The sequence below is a fragment of the Massilia sp. SYSU DXS3249 genome, assembly GCF_053668055.1.
This window is the reverse complement of sequence record NZ_JBSIPX010000015.1, coordinates 105,235-120,133: the sequence shown is the minus strand read 5'-3', so window position 1 is coordinate 120,133 and position 14,899 is coordinate 105,235. Positions and strand designations below refer to the sequence as shown.

At 65.8% G+C, this 14,899-nt stretch carries 13 protein-coding genes; 8 read left to right on the top strand and 5 right to left on the bottom strand.

Annotated elements, in window-relative coordinates:
• Nucleotides 1-31 precede the first annotated feature (31 nt).
• Both ACWCIA_RS17345 and ACWCIA_RS17340 read left to right on the top strand, forming a co-directional pair.
• Nucleotides 32-2,884 (top strand): M16 family metallopeptidase, encoded by a 2,853-nt coding sequence (locus tag ACWCIA_RS17345; RefSeq protein ID WP_454165216.1) that lies wholly within the window; start codon nucleotides 32-34, stop codon nucleotides 2,882-2,884.
• Nucleotides 2,885-2,909: 25 nt separating this feature from the next.
• Nucleotides 2,910-3,581 carry a class I SAM-dependent methyltransferase gene (locus tag ACWCIA_RS17340; RefSeq protein WP_454165214.1) on the top strand — a complete coding sequence of 224 codons (672 nt, stop codon included), beginning with the start codon at nucleotides 2,910-2,912 and terminating at the stop codon, nucleotides 3,579-3,581.
• Nucleotides 3,582-3,878: 297 nt separating this feature from the next.
• Here ACWCIA_RS17340 and glf read toward each other — a convergent pair whose 3' ends face one another.
• Complete coding sequence (glf, locus tag ACWCIA_RS17335; protein ID WP_454165212.1) at nucleotides 3,879-5,033, bottom strand: UDP-galactopyranose mutase; 1,155 nt, start codon at nucleotides 5,031-5,033, stop codon at nucleotides 3,879-3,881.
• Nucleotides 5,034-5,446: 413 nt separating this feature from the next.
• Between glf and ACWCIA_RS17330 the strand changes: the two genes are divergently transcribed.
• Complete coding sequence (locus tag ACWCIA_RS17330; protein WP_454165266.1) at nucleotides 5,447-5,764, top strand: ArsR/SmtB family transcription factor; 318 nt, start codon at nucleotides 5,447-5,449, stop codon at nucleotides 5,762-5,764.
• The gene (locus ACWCIA_RS17325) at nucleotides 5,761-6,714 is read left to right on the top strand and encodes a cation diffusion facilitator family transporter (RefSeq protein ID WP_454165210.1); all 954 of its coding nucleotides are present in this window, start codon (nucleotides 5,761-5,763) and stop codon (nucleotides 6,712-6,714) included. Before ACWCIA_RS17330 ends, ACWCIA_RS17325 begins: the two co-directional genes overlap by 4 nt.
• Before the next feature lie 175 nt (nucleotides 6,715-6,889).
• On the opposite strand, the gene cysK is transcribed toward ACWCIA_RS17325, so the two are convergent.
• The 3 genes from cysK to tcdA form a co-directional block, all read right to left on the bottom strand.
• Nucleotides 6,890-7,825, bottom strand: coding sequence for a cysteine synthase A (cysK, locus tag ACWCIA_RS17320; RefSeq protein WP_454165208.1), 936 nt, complete (start codon nucleotides 7,823-7,825; stop codon nucleotides 6,890-6,892).
• A gap of 37 nt (nucleotides 7,826-7,862) precedes the next feature.
• Nucleotides 7,863-8,537, bottom strand: a complete 675-nt coding sequence (locus tag ACWCIA_RS17315; RefSeq protein WP_454165206.1) for an FKBP-type peptidyl-prolyl cis-trans isomerase — start codon at nucleotides 8,535-8,537, stop codon at nucleotides 7,863-7,865.
• 67 nt (nucleotides 8,538-8,604) lie between these two features.
• A complete protein-coding gene (gene tcdA / locus ACWCIA_RS17310) occupies nucleotides 8,605-9,465 on the bottom strand; it encodes a tRNA cyclic N6-threonylcarbamoyladenosine(37) synthase TcdA (protein ID WP_454165205.1) in 861 nt (286 codons plus the stop codon).
• An 88-nt stretch (nucleotides 9,466-9,553) separates the two neighbouring features.
• Here tcdA and pdxH point away from each other — a divergent pair, with 88 nt between their 5' ends.
• Nucleotides 9,554-10,768 carry a pyridoxamine 5'-phosphate oxidase gene (gene pdxH, locus ACWCIA_RS17305; protein ID WP_454165204.1) on the top strand — a complete coding sequence of 405 codons (1,215 nt, stop codon included), beginning with the start codon at nucleotides 9,554-9,556 and terminating at the stop codon, nucleotides 10,766-10,768.
• A gap of 50 nt (nucleotides 10,769-10,818) precedes the next feature.
• On the top strand, nucleotides 10,819-12,021 hold the full coding sequence (locus ACWCIA_RS17300) for a class I SAM-dependent methyltransferase (RefSeq protein ID WP_454165203.1): 1,203 nt from the start codon (nucleotides 10,819-10,821) through the stop codon (nucleotides 12,019-12,021).
• Between the two features lie 204 nt (nucleotides 12,022-12,225).
• Here ACWCIA_RS17300 and msrA read toward each other — a convergent pair whose 3' ends face one another.
• Nucleotides 12,226-12,765 (bottom strand): peptide-methionine (S)-S-oxide reductase MsrA, encoded by a 540-nt coding sequence (gene msrA, locus ACWCIA_RS17295; protein ID WP_454165202.1) that lies wholly within the window; start codon nucleotides 12,763-12,765, stop codon nucleotides 12,226-12,228.
• A gap of 125 nt (nucleotides 12,766-12,890) precedes the next feature.
• Between msrA and ACWCIA_RS17290 the strand changes: the two genes are divergently transcribed.
• Nucleotides 12,891-13,403, top strand: a complete 513-nt coding sequence (locus ACWCIA_RS17290) for a flavin reductase family protein (RefSeq protein WP_454165200.1) — start codon at nucleotides 12,891-12,893, stop codon at nucleotides 13,401-13,403.
• 292 nt (nucleotides 13,404-13,695) lie between these two features.
• The gene (locus tag ACWCIA_RS17285) at nucleotides 13,696-14,889 is read left to right on the top strand and encodes an acyl-CoA dehydrogenase (protein ID WP_454165198.1); all 1,194 of its coding nucleotides are present in this window, start codon (nucleotides 13,696-13,698) and stop codon (nucleotides 14,887-14,889) included.
• Nucleotides 14,890-14,899: the final 10 nt, after the last annotated feature.

Sequence of the window (14,899 nt, the reverse complement as noted above, 5' to 3'; positions counted from 1 at the left end):
CACAACAACACCTTATCGCCAGGAGCATCACATGAATACCCGTCCGCTGGTCGCCGCATCGCTATTGATGGCCGCCCTGAATGGCGCCGGCGCACAAACCGGCGGCACCGCCACCGCGAACACCGCTACCCCCACCAGCAACAACGTGCCCGGCATCCCGACCATCGCCTTCGACAAGTACACGCTGCCCAACGGCCTGCAGGTGATCCTGGTCGAAGACAAGCGCCTGCCGCTGGTGGCCGTCAACGTCTGGTACCACGTCGGCCCGGCCAACGAGGCGCCCGGCCTGACCGGCTTCGCCCACCTGTTCGAGCACATGATGTTCGCCGGCAGCAAGCACCTGCCGCGCGGCCTGGCCGACCGCCTGCTGGAGGGCGCCGGCGCCAGCGACAGCAACGGCAGCACCGACTACGACCGCACCAATTACTACGACACGGTGCCCTCCAACCAGCTCGAACTCGCCCTCTGGGTACATGCCGACCGCATGGGCTACCTGCTCGACGTGCTGGACCAGAAGTCGCTCACCAACCAGCAGGACGTGGTGCGTAACGAGCGCCGCGAGAGCGTCGAGAACGAACCCTACGGGATCGTCGAGGAGGCGTTCAACCAGGCGCTGTTCCCCAAGGATCACCCGTACCGGGCCTCGGTGATCGGCTCGCACACCGACATCCAGAACGCGAAGCTGGAAGACGTGCGCGACTTCTTCACCCGCTACTACGGCCCGAACAATGCCAGCATCGTGATTGCCGGCGACATCGATAAGGCGAAAACGCGCACGCTGGTGGCGAAATACTTCGGCAGCCTGCGCCGCGGCCCAGCGGTGGTGCGCCCGCAGGTGACGACGCCGCCCATCACGCAGGAAAAGCGCCTGGTGGTGCCGGACCGGGTCGAACTGCCGCGCGTGTACATGGGCTGGCTGACGCCGCCGGCTTACCAGCCTGGCGACGCCGAACTGGCGGTGGCGGCGCAAATCCTGGCCGGCGGCAAGTCGAGCCGGCTCTATAAATCGCTCGTCTACGAGCGCCAGATCGCGCAGGACGTGGACGCCAACCAGGACTCGCGCGCCCTGACCTCGACCTTCACGATCGAGGTGACGGCGCGCACCGGCCATACCCCGGCCGAGCTGGAAGCGGCGATCGACGCCGAGCTGGCCGCGCTGCGCGACAAGGGGCCGACGGAGCTCGAAGTCGAGCGCGCGCGCAACCAGATCGAGACGGCGATGCTGAGCTCGCTGGAAAAGCTGGGCGGCGACGGCCTGGCCGACCAGTTGAACCACTACAACCAGTACACGGGCGACCCCGGCTACCTGGCCAAGGACGTGGCGCGCCTGCGCCAGATCGGCGCCGCCGACGTACGGAAAGCCGCCCATACCTGGCTGCAGGAGCGCGCACGCGTTCTGGTGGCGGGCGTGCCTGGCATCCCGGAACTGCCGCCGGATCCGCCGGCACCCAAGCCCCCCAAGGCGCGCAGCGGCAAAGGCCCGGGCGGCATCAACGAAGCCGAAGCCTGGCGCGCGCAGATGCCGAAGGCCGGCCCGGCGCCGCGCCTGGAACTGCCGCGCGGCGAATCCTTCAAATTGGCCAACGGCCTGACCGTGATCCACCACTACAACCCGGCGCTGCCCCTCGTGGCGGCCGAGCTGGTGGTGAAAAGCGGGTCCGACGCCAACCCGGACACGCTGCCCGGCCTGGCCGCGTTTACGGCGCAGATGCTGACCGAGGGCACGGCCACGCGCAGCGCGCCGCGCATCGCCGACGAAATCGCCCAACTCGGCGCCTTCCTCGACAGCGGCAGCAGCACGGATGCCTCGAGCGTGTCCCTGCTGGCCCTGCGCGCGAACTTCGGCGCCGCGCTCGACGTGCTGGCCGACGTGGTGCGCCATCCCGCCTTCCCGATCGCCGAAGTCGAGCGCCAGCGCGCCAGCCGCCTGGGCGAACTGATGCAGCAGCGCGACGAGCCGGAAGTCGTCGCCGCGCTGGCCGGCGCCGGCGCCCTGTACGGCCCGCGCCACCCCTACGGTTACGGCCAGCTCGGCACCGAACCCGCGATCCGCGCCGTGACGCGCGAGGATTTGCAGGCCTTCTGGCGCCGCCATTACGTGCCGGGCAATGCGGCGCTGGTGGTGTCGGGCGACATCGCGCGGGGTGAATTGAAAGCCTTGGCCGAAGCGCGCTTCCTCGGCTGGAAAGGGGATGAAGCGCCGCTGGTGAAACCCGGCGTCCCCGCCCCGACCCGTGCCCGGGTGGTGCTGGTCGACCAGCCCGGCGCCGGCCAGACGGCGCTGCGCCTGACCACCCTCGGCGCCGAGCGCAAGACGGCGCTCTACCCGGCGCTGGAAGTGATGAACGCGGCCTTCGGCGGCCTGTTCACCAGCCGCATCAACCAGAACCTGCGCGAAGACAAGGGGTATACCTATGGCGTCTACTCGGGCTTCCGCTACGACCGCACGCCGGGCCCCTTCGTGATCGCCGGCAGCGTGCGCGCCAACGTCACCGGCGCCTCGGTCGCCGAGCTGCTGCGCGAAGCCCAGGCCATGGTCGACAAGCCGCTCGGCCAGGACGAGCTGCTGGGCGCCCGCAACGCCGAGCTGCTGTCGCTGCCGAACCGCTTCGAGACCAACAGCGACATCGGCGCCAGCCTGGCCGAGACCTTCGTGTTCGACCTGCCGCTCGACTACTACAGCGCCCTGCCCGCGCGCCTGGCGGCCGTGACCGCCGCCGACGTGCAGGCCGCGGCCCAGCGCTATCTCGATCCGCGGCGCCTGGTCGTGGTCGCGGTCGGCGAGCGCAAGCGCATCCTGCCCCAGCTGGAGAAGCTTAAATTGGGGCCGGTCGAGGTGCGCGACAGTGAAGGTCAACTGCGCGACGGCCAGCCACGGCCGTGAATGGCATGGTGAACAGGGAGGCAGGATGACGGCATTGAATGACGAACAAGTAGTGGACGCCTGGTCGCGCAACAGCGCGCCGTGGATCACCGCGGTGCGCGAACGCGAGATCGCCAGCCGCGCGCTGGTGACGGATGCGGCGATCGTCGACGCGGTACGGGCGCGCCGGCCGGGCACGGGCCTCGACCTGGGCTGCGGCGAAGGCTGGCTGGTGCGCGCCCTGCCGGAAGTGCACATGGTCGGCGTCGACGCCATCGACGGCCTGGTGCAGGCGGCACGGCTGGCCGGCGGCGGCGAGTTCCGGACGATGTCCTACGAAGCGATCGCGGCCGGCGCCCTGCAGCTGGCGGCCGATGTCGCCGTCTGCAATTTCTCGCTGATCGGGAACGAAGCGGTCGCAGGCCTCATCAAGGCTGCGCCGACTTACCTGCGCCCGGGCGGCAGCCTGATCGTGCAGACCGTCCACCCGCTGGCGGCCTGCGGCGACGCGCCCTACGTCGACGGCTGGCGCGAAGGCAGCTGGGCCGGCTTCAGCAAGGAATTTGCCGACGCCCCTCCCTGGTATTTCCGCACCATCGCCAGTTGGGTCGCCCTTTTTACGGACAACGGCCTGCGCCTGGCCGAGATGCGCGAGCCGGTGCATCCGGAGACGGGCAAGCCGGTGTCGCTGATCCTGGTGGGCGAACTGCCGGGCTGAAGGCGCGGGAACCTCGCGTAGGGTGGACGGCTCCACCCGTCTGCTGGCGCATGCGCGGCGGCTGCGCCGTCCACGCGTTCCAACCCGGTCAACAAGACGCGACACGCGCTTGCATAGTGCGGTTGAACGCGTGGACGGCATTAGCTCTGCAGACTATTACGGGTCCAGGTATAGCCGTCCACCCTACAGGCTGGCAGCGCATTACGCTTGCGTGCGGTGTCTAAGCGCCAAACACGCGCAAATGAAAAAGCCCGTCGAACGACGGGCTTTGTGCTTACTGCCTAACCTGCGCCGAGATCAACCCAGCGGGTTAATCGTAAACGCCGGCATCGCCGCCTTGTCGCGCGCACACTCGAGGAACTTGTCCGAAGTGATCAGCGCCTCGTTGATCGTCACGTCCATGTCGAGGTAACGGTAGGTGCCGAGACGGCCGACGAAGGTGACGTTGGTTTCCTGCTGCGCGAGGTTGATGTAGCGCTCGAGCTGCTCCTTGTCGCGCGCCATGCGGATCGGGTAGTAGGGAATGTCCTTCTCTTCGCACTGGCGGCTGTATTCCGCGTACATGATCGACTTCTCGTGCTGTTCCCACGGCGAGAAGTGTTTATGTTCGGTGATGCGGGTGTAGGGCTGGGCGTTGTCGCAGTAGTTGATGACCGCATTGCCCTGGTAGTCGCCGGTGTCGCGGAAGGTTTCGAAGTCGAGCGTGCGGTAAGGCAGGCGGCCTTCGGCGTGCTTGAACCAGGCGTCGATCGGGCCGCTGTAGAAGACGTGGTCGTAATCGTGCTTCAGGTCCGGGTCGAAACGGGTGTTCAGGTGCACGGTCACGCCCGGCTGGTCGATGATGTTCTGCACCAGCGCCGTGTAGCCGTCGGCGGGCATGCCCTGGTACTTGTGGCTGAAATAATTGTCGTCGTAATTGAAACGCACCGGCAGGCGCTTCAGGATGCTCGCCGGCAGTTCGCTCGGCTGCAGGCCCCACTGCTTGACGGTATAGGTCTTGAAGAAGGCTTCGTACAGGTCGCGGCCGACGAAACGCAGGGCCTGCTCTTCGAAGGTCTGCGGGTTTTCGATCGACTTGTCGCCCAGCGTCATCAGGAATTCTTCCGCTTCTTTCGGGCGGAAGGTTTTATTGAAGAACTGGTTAATCGTCAGCAGGTTAATTGGCAGCGTGAAAACTTTGCCATTAGTAATTGCTTTAACGCGATTCACATACGGTTTGAATTCGCTGTAGCGATTCACGAATTCCCATGCGCGTTCATTATCCGTGTGGAAAATGTGCGGGCCATATACGTGCAACATGACGCCGGTTTCGGCATCGCGCTCCGAATGGCAGTTGCCGGCGACGTGCGGGCGCGACTCGAACACTTCGACGGTATAGCCGGCCTTGGCCAGCTGGTTGGCAATCACGGCTCCCGAAAACCCCGCGCCGACAATGGCGATCTTTTTTGTCATTTATCTATCCTAACTATGATGAGTTGTCCCTGGGGTCAGTGGACACGGTCCAGGCCCCAGTCTCAGGCTGCATTCCGTATAACGAACAGACGTTTATCCCTGTCAGCAATTCCAAATAACAACTAAAGCTGAGCTTGAGAAATTTTATTTATTTGATTCAACGTTTTATCCCTGCAAGGGATATCAACTGTTTGCATTTATTAATACAACGATAATTATAAGCCTCACTTCGTTTTACCCCCTGTTCGATAGACACGCTCCAAACCCGGCCGTTCGCCGGCAATAGCCGGGCTCGTTTGCGCTGCCTCATGGACTTGCCAGCTCGTCCGGACGAGCCCGCCTGCCCCCGCATTCCTGTCTTGCCGAAGCAGATGGTTTCAACTAACATGTGAACAACTATTCACATGTTGACGATGACCAGACCCGACGAATCCGACCACGCCGTCGCCCAGGTGGCAGACCTGTTCCACCTGCTGGGCGACCCGACCCGCCTGCGCATCGTGCTCGCCTGCCTGGCGCAGCCGACCGCCGTGGGCGACATCGCCGCCACGCTGCTTCTGTCGAGTTCGCTGGTCAGCCACCACCTGCGCCTGCTGCGGGCGGCACGCATCGTCAAGGCCGAGCGCCAGGGCAAGCAGGTGTTCTACTCGGCCGCCGACGCCCACATCAGCACCCTGCTCGCCAACATGTTCGAGCACATCGCGGAAACCCCCAACGGAATCGACCCATGAGCCACGACCACCACCATCACGACCACGGCCACGGACACCATCACGGCCATGGCCACCATCACCACCACCATCCGGTGCCCGGCCATGGACGCGCGTTCGCGCTGGCAATCGGCGTCAACGCCGTGTTCGTCGCCATCGAATTCATCTACGGTTTCATCGCCAACTCGACGGCGCTGATGGCCGATGCCGGCCATAACCTGTCCGACGTGCTGGGGCTGGTGCTGGCCTGGGGCGCGGCGGTGCTGGCCAAGACCGCGCCGAATGCGCGCTACACCTATGGCTTGCGCAGCTCCTCGATCCTGGCGGCGCTGGCCAACGCCCTGCTGCTGCTGCTCGCTTGCGGCGCGATTGCCTGGGAGGCCGCGCAGCGCTTCAGTGCGCCGCCGCCGGTCGAGGGGATCACGGTGTCGGTGGTGGCTGCGATCGGGGTCGCGGTGAACGGCTTCTCGGCCTGGCTGTTCATGGCCGGCAGCAAGGGCGACATCAACATCCGCGGCGCCTACCTGCACATGGCGGCCGACGCCGCGATTTCGCTGGGCGTGGTGGTGTCGGGGCTGGTGATCATGGGCACCGGCTGGACCTGGCTCGACCCGGCCGTCAGCCTGGCGATCGTGCTGGTGATCGTAGTGGGCACCTGGTCGCTGCTGCGCGAGTCGACCGGGCTGATCATGGCGGCGGTGCCCGACAGCGTGGACGCCGCCGGCATCCACGGCTTCCTGGCCACGCGCCCCGGCGTGGCCGAGGTGCACGACATGCACATCTGGGCCATGAGCACGACGGAAACCGCGCTCACCGCCCACCTGGTCATGCCGGCAGGCTACCCGGGCGACCGCGCGATCGACGAGATCGTGGTGCAGTTAAGGAAGGACTTCGCGATCCACCATTGCACGCTGCAGGTGGAGGAAGGGACGACCCATCACGGGTGTGCGCTGGCGGTCGAACACGCGTAATCGTCCGTAGGGTGGACGGCTGCACCCTGGTGCGTGCATGAACGCGGCCTCGTTGCCGTCCACGCGTTCAACGAACGTATAAACGGCGCGAGGCTTCGGAAGCCGGTTGAACGCGTGGACGGCGTCAGGGCCGCGGGTATTCACACAGCCGGGTGGAGCCGTCCACCCTACAAAATCAACCTGCCAGATTGGCGAACAAGGCGGTACTCAGATACCGCTCCCCGAACGACGGGATGATCGTCACGATCAGCTTGCCCGCATTCTCCGGCCGCTGCGCCACCTGCATTGCGGCCCACAGCGCGGCGCCCGAGGAAATGCCGACCAATAAGCCCTCTTCGCGGGCCGCGGCGCGCGCGGTCTCGAAGGCGTTCTCGTTGCTGACGGTGATGATTTCGTCGTAGATGCCGGTGTTCAGCACCTGCGGCACGAAGCCGGCGCCGATGCCCTGGATCGGGTGCGGGCCCTTGGTGCCTTTCGACAGCATCGGCGAGGCCTCGGGTTCGACGGCGATCGCCTGGAAGCCGGGTTTTCTCTCCTTCAGGACTTCACCGACGCCGGTAATCGTGCCGCCGGTGCCGACGCCGGCGACGACGATGTCGACCTTGCCGTCGGTGTCGCGCCAGATTTCCTCGGCGGTGGTGCGGCGGTGGACTTCCGGGTTGGCCGGGTTGTTGAATTGCTGCGGCATGAAGGCGTGCGGGTCGCCGGCGACGATTTCCTCGGCGCGGCGAATCGCACCCAGCATGCCTTCCGGCCCGGGCGTGAGCACGAGTTCGGCGCCGTAGGCACGCAGCAGCATGCGCCGTTCGTTGCTCATGGTTTCGGGCATGACCAGCTTACAGCGGTAGCCGCGCGCGGCGCAGACCATGGCCAGCGCGATGCCGGTGTTGCCGCTGGTCGGCTCGACGATGACGGTGTCGGGACCGATCTTGCCGGCCGCCTCGGCCGCCTCGATCATGGCCAGGCCGATGCGGTCCTTCACGCTGTGCGCGGGGTTGTGGAACTCGAGTTTGGCGAGGATTTCCGCACCCGTATTCCCTTTACCAAGCTTGCGGATCCTGACCAGTGGTGTGTTGCCGATCAGCTCAGTGACATCGTTTGCAACTCGCATCTATTCCCCCGCGTTGGTAAGCAGTTAAAGGTTGGAATTACTTTACGCCCAGCAGTTCGACATCGAAAATCAGGTCCGTATCCGGCGGAATCATGCCGCCCGGCGCGCCGCGCTTGCCGTAGGCCAGCGGGCTCGGGATGATGATGGTGCGCTTGCCGCCGACCTTCATGCCGGCGACACCTTGCTCCCAGCCCTTGATGACGGTACCGGCGCCGAGGCGGAAGTCGAGCGGCGTACGGCCGGCGTCGAGCGAGGAATCGAACTTGCGGCCGCGTCCGGTTTTCGAGAGGGGCTTGTGGAACCAGCCGGTGTAGTTGACGCGCACGTCCATGCCGGGCGTGGCTTCCTTGCCCTTGCCCACGACCGTGTCGACGACCTGGATCTGCGGGCCGCTGGCCGCTGGCGGCACCGGCTGCGCTGCGGCGGCGGTGGCTGCTGCCTGGGCGGCGGCGCCGGCGGCATCCACGCTGCCCGCCGTGGCCTGGCCGGCAGCCTGCTGCGAGGCGGTGGCGGCCTGGTCGGCGGCGCTCTGCACGCCCTGCTGGCGTTCAGCAGTCGCGGCAGCGGCGGCCGCAGCCGGATCGGCCGTGGTAGCGGCCGTCGGAGGAACTTGCGGCGCGTTGGCCGGGGTGACGGTGGATTGCGGGCCCTGCTGGGCGTTGGCCGCGGCGGCTGCCAGCAGCAGGGCGACAAAGGTGGTGCGACGCATCATGTGGATTCTTTCAATGACAGGATTTCAATGAAAGCTATGATAGCGCGGCTACTGCGCGAGCGGTAGCCTACGCGGCAGCCGCTACGTCGGCCACCGCAAGCTCGGCCGTCTCGGCCATCTTGCGCAGCAGGTGCCCGGCCGCGATCATGCCGAAGCTGGCGGTCACCACCATGCTCGATCCGAAGCCGGCGCAGTTCAGGCCGGTGACGCTGGAACCAATCTCGCAGGCATCGCCCTCTTCCGGATAGCGCAGCGGCTCCATCGAGAACACGGCGTCGATATGGTATTTCTGCTTTTCCCCGCGCGAAAAACCGTATTGCGCACGCAGCAGCTTGCGCACCTTTTTCAGCAGGGGTTCCTGCTCGGTGCGGGCGAGGTCGCGCACCTCGATTTTCGTCGGGTCGAGCTGGCCGCCGGCGCCGCCGATGACGACCAGAGGCAATGCCTTGTCGCGGCAATACGCGATCAGAGCCGCCTTGGCCTTGACGCTGTCGATGGCGTCGACGACGTAGTCAAAGCCTTTGCCCTCGATCATCTGGACGAGGTTGTCTGGATCGATGAAGTCCTCGACCAGGGTCACCTTGCAGAACGGATTGATCTGGGCGATACGGTCGCGCAGCGCCTCGATCTTCGGCTGGCCGATGGTCGACGTGAGGGCCTGGATCTGGCGGTTGATGTTCGATTCGGCCACGTTGTCGAGGTCGATCAGGGTCAGGTGGCCGATGGCGCTGCGCGCCAGCGCCTCGACGATCCACGAGCCGACGCCGCCGACGCCGATCACGCAAACGTGCGCCGTACGGAATCGTTCCAGGGCACGCTCGCCGTAGAGGCGCGCGATGCCGCCGAAACGGCGCCCGAAGTCGATCTCTTCGAGGTCGATCTGGTCTGCGGTGGCGGGGGCGAGGAGCTGGGTATCGATCGTATTCATCCCGTCATTTTACCGGACCCATCTTTGGCATCTGCTCTAAAATAGTTCTTAGTCAATCAAAAAACTTCCCTCTGTCAAAAATACGCAAATGAACGATTTCCTTCCTGACACCGCGCCCGGTTTCGACCAGCCGATCGCCGTGCTCAAGCATTGCCACGGACGCATCCGCAAGCAGTTGGCGACGCTCGAGCGGCTGCTGTCGCACCTGCCCGAACACGGCGCCGACGAACAGGCGCGCCAGGCCGCCGCCGCGGTGCTGAAGTATTTCGAGAAGGCCGCCCACCTGCACCACGAGGACGAGGAGCAGAACCTGATCCCGATGCTGCGCGCCGTGGCCCAGGGCGAGGACGCCGCCACCCTGCAGGCGCTGGTGCCGGTGATCCTGCAGGACCACAAGGATATGGACGCCCTCTGGCAAGACCTGCACGAGCAGCTCACGCACATTGCCGACGGCAGTTCCACCCTTCTTTCAAGCTCGGCCGTGCAACGCTTCGCGCAGCGCTACACGGCGCACATGGAGCGCGAGGAAAGCACGGTGGCGCCGATGGCGCTGCGCCTGTTCTCGAGCGAGCAGATGCGCCAGCTGGGCGAGGCGATGCAGCGCCGCCGCGGCATCGTCGAGGATGCCGGCACCACTCCCGCTGCGGCAACGGCAGCTGCGGTGGGCGACGCCGTGGCCGGCCTGCGCAAGGACTACGGCCAGGCCAGCCTGAACGAGGACGACGTGCTGGACGACCCGATGCTGCAGTTCACGCGCTGGTTCGAGCAGGCCTTGAAAGCCCAGGTCAACGAGCCGAACGCGATGAACGTCGCCACCGTGGGCCGCGACGGGCGGCCCAGCTCGCGGATCGTGCTGGTCAAGCAGTTCGACGAGCGCGGCTTCACCTGGTACACCAACTACGACAGCCGCAAAGGCGAGGAACTGCGCGCCAATCCGTATGCAGCCCTGCTATTCTTCTGGAGCGAGCTTGAACGCCAGGTTCGCATCGAAGGCCGGGTCGAAACGACCTCGGCCGAAGAAAGCGACAAGTATTTCCACAGCAGGCCGTTGAAGAGCCGCCTGTCGGCGATCGCCTCCCAGCAGAGCGCGCCGATCGCACACCGCGCGGCCCTGGAACAGAACTACGAAGCGGTCGAGGCACAAGCCGGGGACGCGCCGGCACGGCCCGCCAACTGGGGCGGCTTCCGGCTGATCCCCGAACGCATCGAGTTCTGGCAAGGGCGGCGCTCGCGTTTCCATGACCGCATCTTCTACACGCGGCAGGAAGACGGGAGCTGGGCACGGCACCGATTGCAGCCCTAGCGATACCGGCGCAGGTCCGCCGGCGCGCTGACAGCCAGCCGGAGGAATACATGTTCACCGAAATGACGCTCAACGCCTGGAGCACGGGCGTACGCAGCAAAATGAGCTTGCCCCTGCGCGTGGAACTGTGGGACGGACAGCATGTCGACCTGTCCCCCGAACCGCCGCGCGTCACCATCCGCGTCCCCAGGCCCTCGAGCCTGCGCTACCTGCTCTCCCCTTCGCTGTACAACCTGGGGCGCGCCTATGTCGAAGGCGCGCTCGAAATCCGCGGCCGGGCCGCCGACATGATCCGCATCGGCAGCGAACTGTCCGCGTCCAGCGGCAAGCCGGCGCGGCGCGCGAATCCCCTGCGCCTGTTTTCGCCGCACACGCGCGAGCGCGACGCCGAGGCGATCCGCTACCACTACGACGTCTCCAACGATTTCTACGCGGCCTGGCTCGATCCGAACATGGTGTATTCGTGCGCCTATTTCGAAAGCGGCGGCGAGGACCTGGCCGAGGCCCAGACCAGGAAGATCGACCACATCCTGCGCAAGATCGACTTGCGCCCGGACCAGAGCCTGCTCGACATTGGCTGCGGCTGGGGCGCGCTGGCGATCCGCGCGGCGCAGGAGTTCGGCGCCCGCTGCGTCGGCATCACGCTGTCGGACAACCAGGCCGAGCTCGCCCGCGAACGCGTGGCGCAGGCGGGGTTGGAGGGCCGGATCGAGATCCGCCTGCAGGACTACCGCGACATCGAGGGGCAGTTCGACCGCATCACCAGCGTCGGCATGTTCGAGCACGTCGGCACCCAGCACCTGCCGGCCTATTTCGAAAAAATCTCCAGCCTGCTGGCGCCGGGCGGGGTGGTCATGAACCACGGCATCACGACCACCGACGTCGCCGAACGGGCGACGCCCTACGGCGGCGGGGAGTTCATCCACCAGTACGTGTTCCCGCACGGCGAGCTGGCCCACCTGTCGGCGGTCGTGAAGGCGATGCAGCAGGGCGGCCTGGAAGTGCGCGACGTCGAAAACCTGCGGCGCCACTACGCACGCACCTGCGCGCTGTGGACGGAGAACTTCGAGAGCCGGCTCGACGACATCGCCCGCCTGACCGACGGCAAGCGCCTGCGCATCTGGCACGTCTACCTGGCCGGCTGCGCCTACGCGTTCGCCCACGACTGGATCAGCCTGTACCAGATCGTGTGCGGCAAGGCGGGGGAGGATCCGGGGCAGATACCCTGGTCGCGGAAATACATGTACCCGTGACTCGCGTTGGCGTTGCGTAGGGTGGACGGCTCCACCCGGCACATTGCATCGACGCGACGGGTGCGCCGTCCACGCGTTCAACCATCCGGCGATAGTCGCGCCGGTGCTCGCGGGCGTTGAACGCGTGGACGGCGTTCAGGTCGCGTGATCGCACACAACAGGGTGTAGCCGTCCACCCTACGCAATCAGACGTGCGGTGCCCGTTTATTTCATCCAGTGCTGGAACGTCTTCCTGAACTTCGACACCTTCGGCGCCACCACGAAGGCGCAATATCCCTGCATCGGATGCTGGGCATAGTAATTCTGGTGATACTCCTCGGCCTTGTACCAGGTCTCGCTCGGGACCAGCTGCGTCACCAGCGGCGCGTCCCACACCGAGGCCATCTCGGCCATCACCTGGCGCGCGGTCGCTTCCTGCTGCGCGTCCTGGTAGAAGATGACGGAGCGGTATTGCGGCCCGACGTCGTTGCCCTGGCGGTCCTGGGTGGTCGGATCGTGGATCGTGAAGAAGATCTCCAGGATGTCGCGGTAGCCGATGACGCCGGGATCGAATTCCAGGCGCACCACTTCGGCATGCCCGGTAGCGGCGCCGCACACCTGCTCGTAGGTGGGATTGACGACGTGCCCGCCCATATAGCCGGATTCGACCTTCGTCACGCCGCGCACTTCCAGGTAGACGGCCTCGACGCACCAGAAACACCCGCCACCGAGGATGGCCACTTCCCTCTGTCCTTGCTCGCTCATCGCATCCCCCGCTACTGTTTTTGATGACCTTATGCTAGCGCAAAGCGCTGTCTTATGCAGGCGCAATACGCTTGCTGCAATACGTCCGGGCGGCGTCTGCCAGTCGGCAGTGGCATAATGCACCGATGAACACACGCTCTCCCCGCGCCACGGTGCGCGGTTTCGACTCGGCGCATTTCCGCCAGGCGCTGTCGCAATTCGCGACCGGCGTGACCGTCATCACGACGCGCCTGCCGGACGGCAGCTTTCGCGGACTGACCGCCAGCTCCTTCAATTCCGTGTCGCTCGATCCGCCCCTGGTGCTGTGGAGCCTGGGCGCGCGCGCCAACAGCATGCCCATCTTCAGCGGCAATTCGCACTACGTCATCAACGTGCTGGCCGCCGGCCAGGAAGAACTGGCCCTGCGCTTCTCGCGCCGCAGCGCCGACGATCCCTTCGACGGCATCGACTACCAGCTCTCGCGCACCGGCCTGCCGATCCTGGCGGGCGTGACCGCCTGGTTCGAATGCCACAACCGCAGCCGCTACCCGGAAGGCGACCACGTGATCTTCGTGGGCGAAGTCGAGGACTGCGCCGTGCAGCCGCAGCCGGGCCTGTTGTTCCACGGCGGGCGCTTCGGCAGTACGGGGCTGGACTGATCCATTTGATGCAGGACGTAGCGTGGGCGGGTTCCCCGCCCACGCGTTCACATCACGGTTGAAATGCCTGCGCGGCTGAGCGTGTGCTGGTTGAACGTGTGAGCGGCATAGCCGCCCACCCTACATCCCTGCGTTACGCGTTCCGGGCGACAGCACTTCGGTAAAAAGTGAAAATGCCTGTCGCAGTTTGAAAAGATAGCCAGGCATGTCCTTTCTATAATGACTTGCCTCCGGCGCGGCGGCTGCACCTGCGCACGCCTTCACAAGAACCGACAGAGACCAGGACCGATCCATGAACCACTCCGATTCGCCACGCAAAGCCGCCTTCCACTGGGACGACCCGCTGTTGCTCAACAGCCAGCTGACCGACGACGAGCGCATGGTGCGCGATGCCGCCGCCGCCTACTGCCAGGACAAGCTGCAGCCGCGCATCCTCGAGGCCTTCCGCCACGAGCGCATGGACACCTCGATCTTCCGCGAAATGGGCGAACTCGGCCTGCTGGGCCCGACCATCCCCGAGCAATACGGCGGCCCCGGCCTGGATTACGTCGCCTACGGCCTGATCGCGCGCGAAGTCGAGCGCGTCGACTCCGGCTACCGCTCGATGATGAGCGTGCAGTCCTCGCTCGTGATGGTGCCGATCTACGAATTCGGCAATGAGGAAACCAAGCAGAAATACCTGCCGAAACTGGCCACCGGCGAGTGGATCGGCTGCTTCGGCCTGACCGAGCCGAACCACGGCTCCGACCCCGGCTCGATGGTCACCCGCGCGCGCAAGGTCGAGGGCGGCTACGCGCTGACCGGCTCGAAGATGTGGATCACCAATTCGCCGGTCGCCGACGTGTTCGTGGTCTGGGCCAAGGACGATGAAGGCGCGATCCGCGGCTTCGTGCTGGAAAAGGACTGGAAGGGCCTGTCCGCACCTGCCATCCACGGCAAGTTCGGCCTGCGCGCCTCGATCACCGGCGAAATCGTCATGGACAACGTGTTCTGCCCGGAAGAAAACGCCTTCCCGGACGTGCGCGGCCTGAAGGGCCCGTTCACCTGCCTGAACTCGGCACGCTACGGCATCGCCTGGGGCGCCCTGGGCGCGGCCGAAGCCTGCTGGCACACCGCGCGCCAGTACACGCTCGACCGCCAGCAGTTCGGCAAGCCGCTCGCCGCCAACCAGCTGGTGCAGAAGAAGCTGGCCGACATGCAGACCGAAATCACCCTCGGCCTGCAGGGCTGCCTGCGCCTGGGCCGCATGAAGGACGAGGGCACCGCCGCCGTCGAGATCACCTCGATGATGAAGCGTAACTCCTGCGGCAAGGCGCTCGACGTGGCCCGCACCGCGCGCGACATGCTCGGCGGCAACGGCATTTCGGACGAGTTCGGCATCATCCGCCACATGGTCAACCTCGAGGTGGTCAACACCTACGAGGGCACGCATGACATCCACGCCCTGATCCTGGGCCGCGCGCAGACCGGCATCGCCGCGTTCTGACCACAAGGAT

Excerpts from the sequence above, each read along its gene's own strand:
- ACWCIA_RS17285 (WP_454165198.1), top strand. The coding sequence starts at position 13,696 with ATGAACCACTCCGATTCGCCACGCAAAGCCGCCTTCCACTGGGACGAC.
- ACWCIA_RS17315 (WP_454165206.1), bottom strand. The coding sequence starts at position 8,537 with ATGATGCGTCGCACCACCTTTGTCGCCCTGCTGCTGGCAGCCGCCGCG.
- ACWCIA_RS17300 (WP_454165203.1), top strand. The coding sequence starts at position 10,819 with ATGTTCACCGAAATGACGCTCAACGCCTGGAGCACGGGCGTACGCAGC.
- ACWCIA_RS17345 (WP_454165216.1), top strand. The coding sequence starts at position 32 with ATGAATACCCGTCCGCTGGTCGCCGCATCGCTATTGATGGCCGCCCTG.
- msrA (WP_454165202.1), bottom strand. The coding sequence starts at position 12,765 with ATGAGCGAGCAAGGACAGAGGGAAGTGGCCATCCTCGGTGGCGGGTGT.
- tcdA (WP_454165205.1), bottom strand. The coding sequence starts at position 9,465 with ATGAATACGATCGATACCCAGCTCCTCGCCCCCGCCACCGCAGACCAG.
- glf (WP_454165212.1), bottom strand. The coding sequence starts at position 5,033 with ATGACAAAAAAGATCGCCATTGTCGGCGCGGGGTTTTCGGGAGCCGTG.
- ACWCIA_RS17340 (WP_454165214.1), top strand. The coding sequence starts at position 2,910 with ATGACGGCATTGAATGACGAACAAGTAGTGGACGCCTGGTCGCGCAAC.
- ACWCIA_RS17330 (WP_454165266.1), top strand. The coding sequence starts at position 5,447 with ATGACCAGACCCGACGAATCCGACCACGCCGTCGCCCAGGTGGCAGAC.
- pdxH (WP_454165204.1), top strand. The coding sequence starts at position 9,554 with ATGAACGATTTCCTTCCTGACACCGCGCCCGGTTTCGACCAGCCGATC.
- cysK (WP_454165208.1), bottom strand. The coding sequence starts at position 7,825 with ATGCGAGTTGCAAACGATGTCACTGAGCTGATCGGCAACACACCACTG.
- ACWCIA_RS17290 (WP_454165200.1), top strand. The coding sequence starts at position 12,891 with ATGAACACACGCTCTCCCCGCGCCACGGTGCGCGGTTTCGACTCGGCG.
- ACWCIA_RS17325 (WP_454165210.1), top strand. The coding sequence starts at position 5,761 with ATGAGCCACGACCACCACCATCACGACCACGGCCACGGACACCATCAC.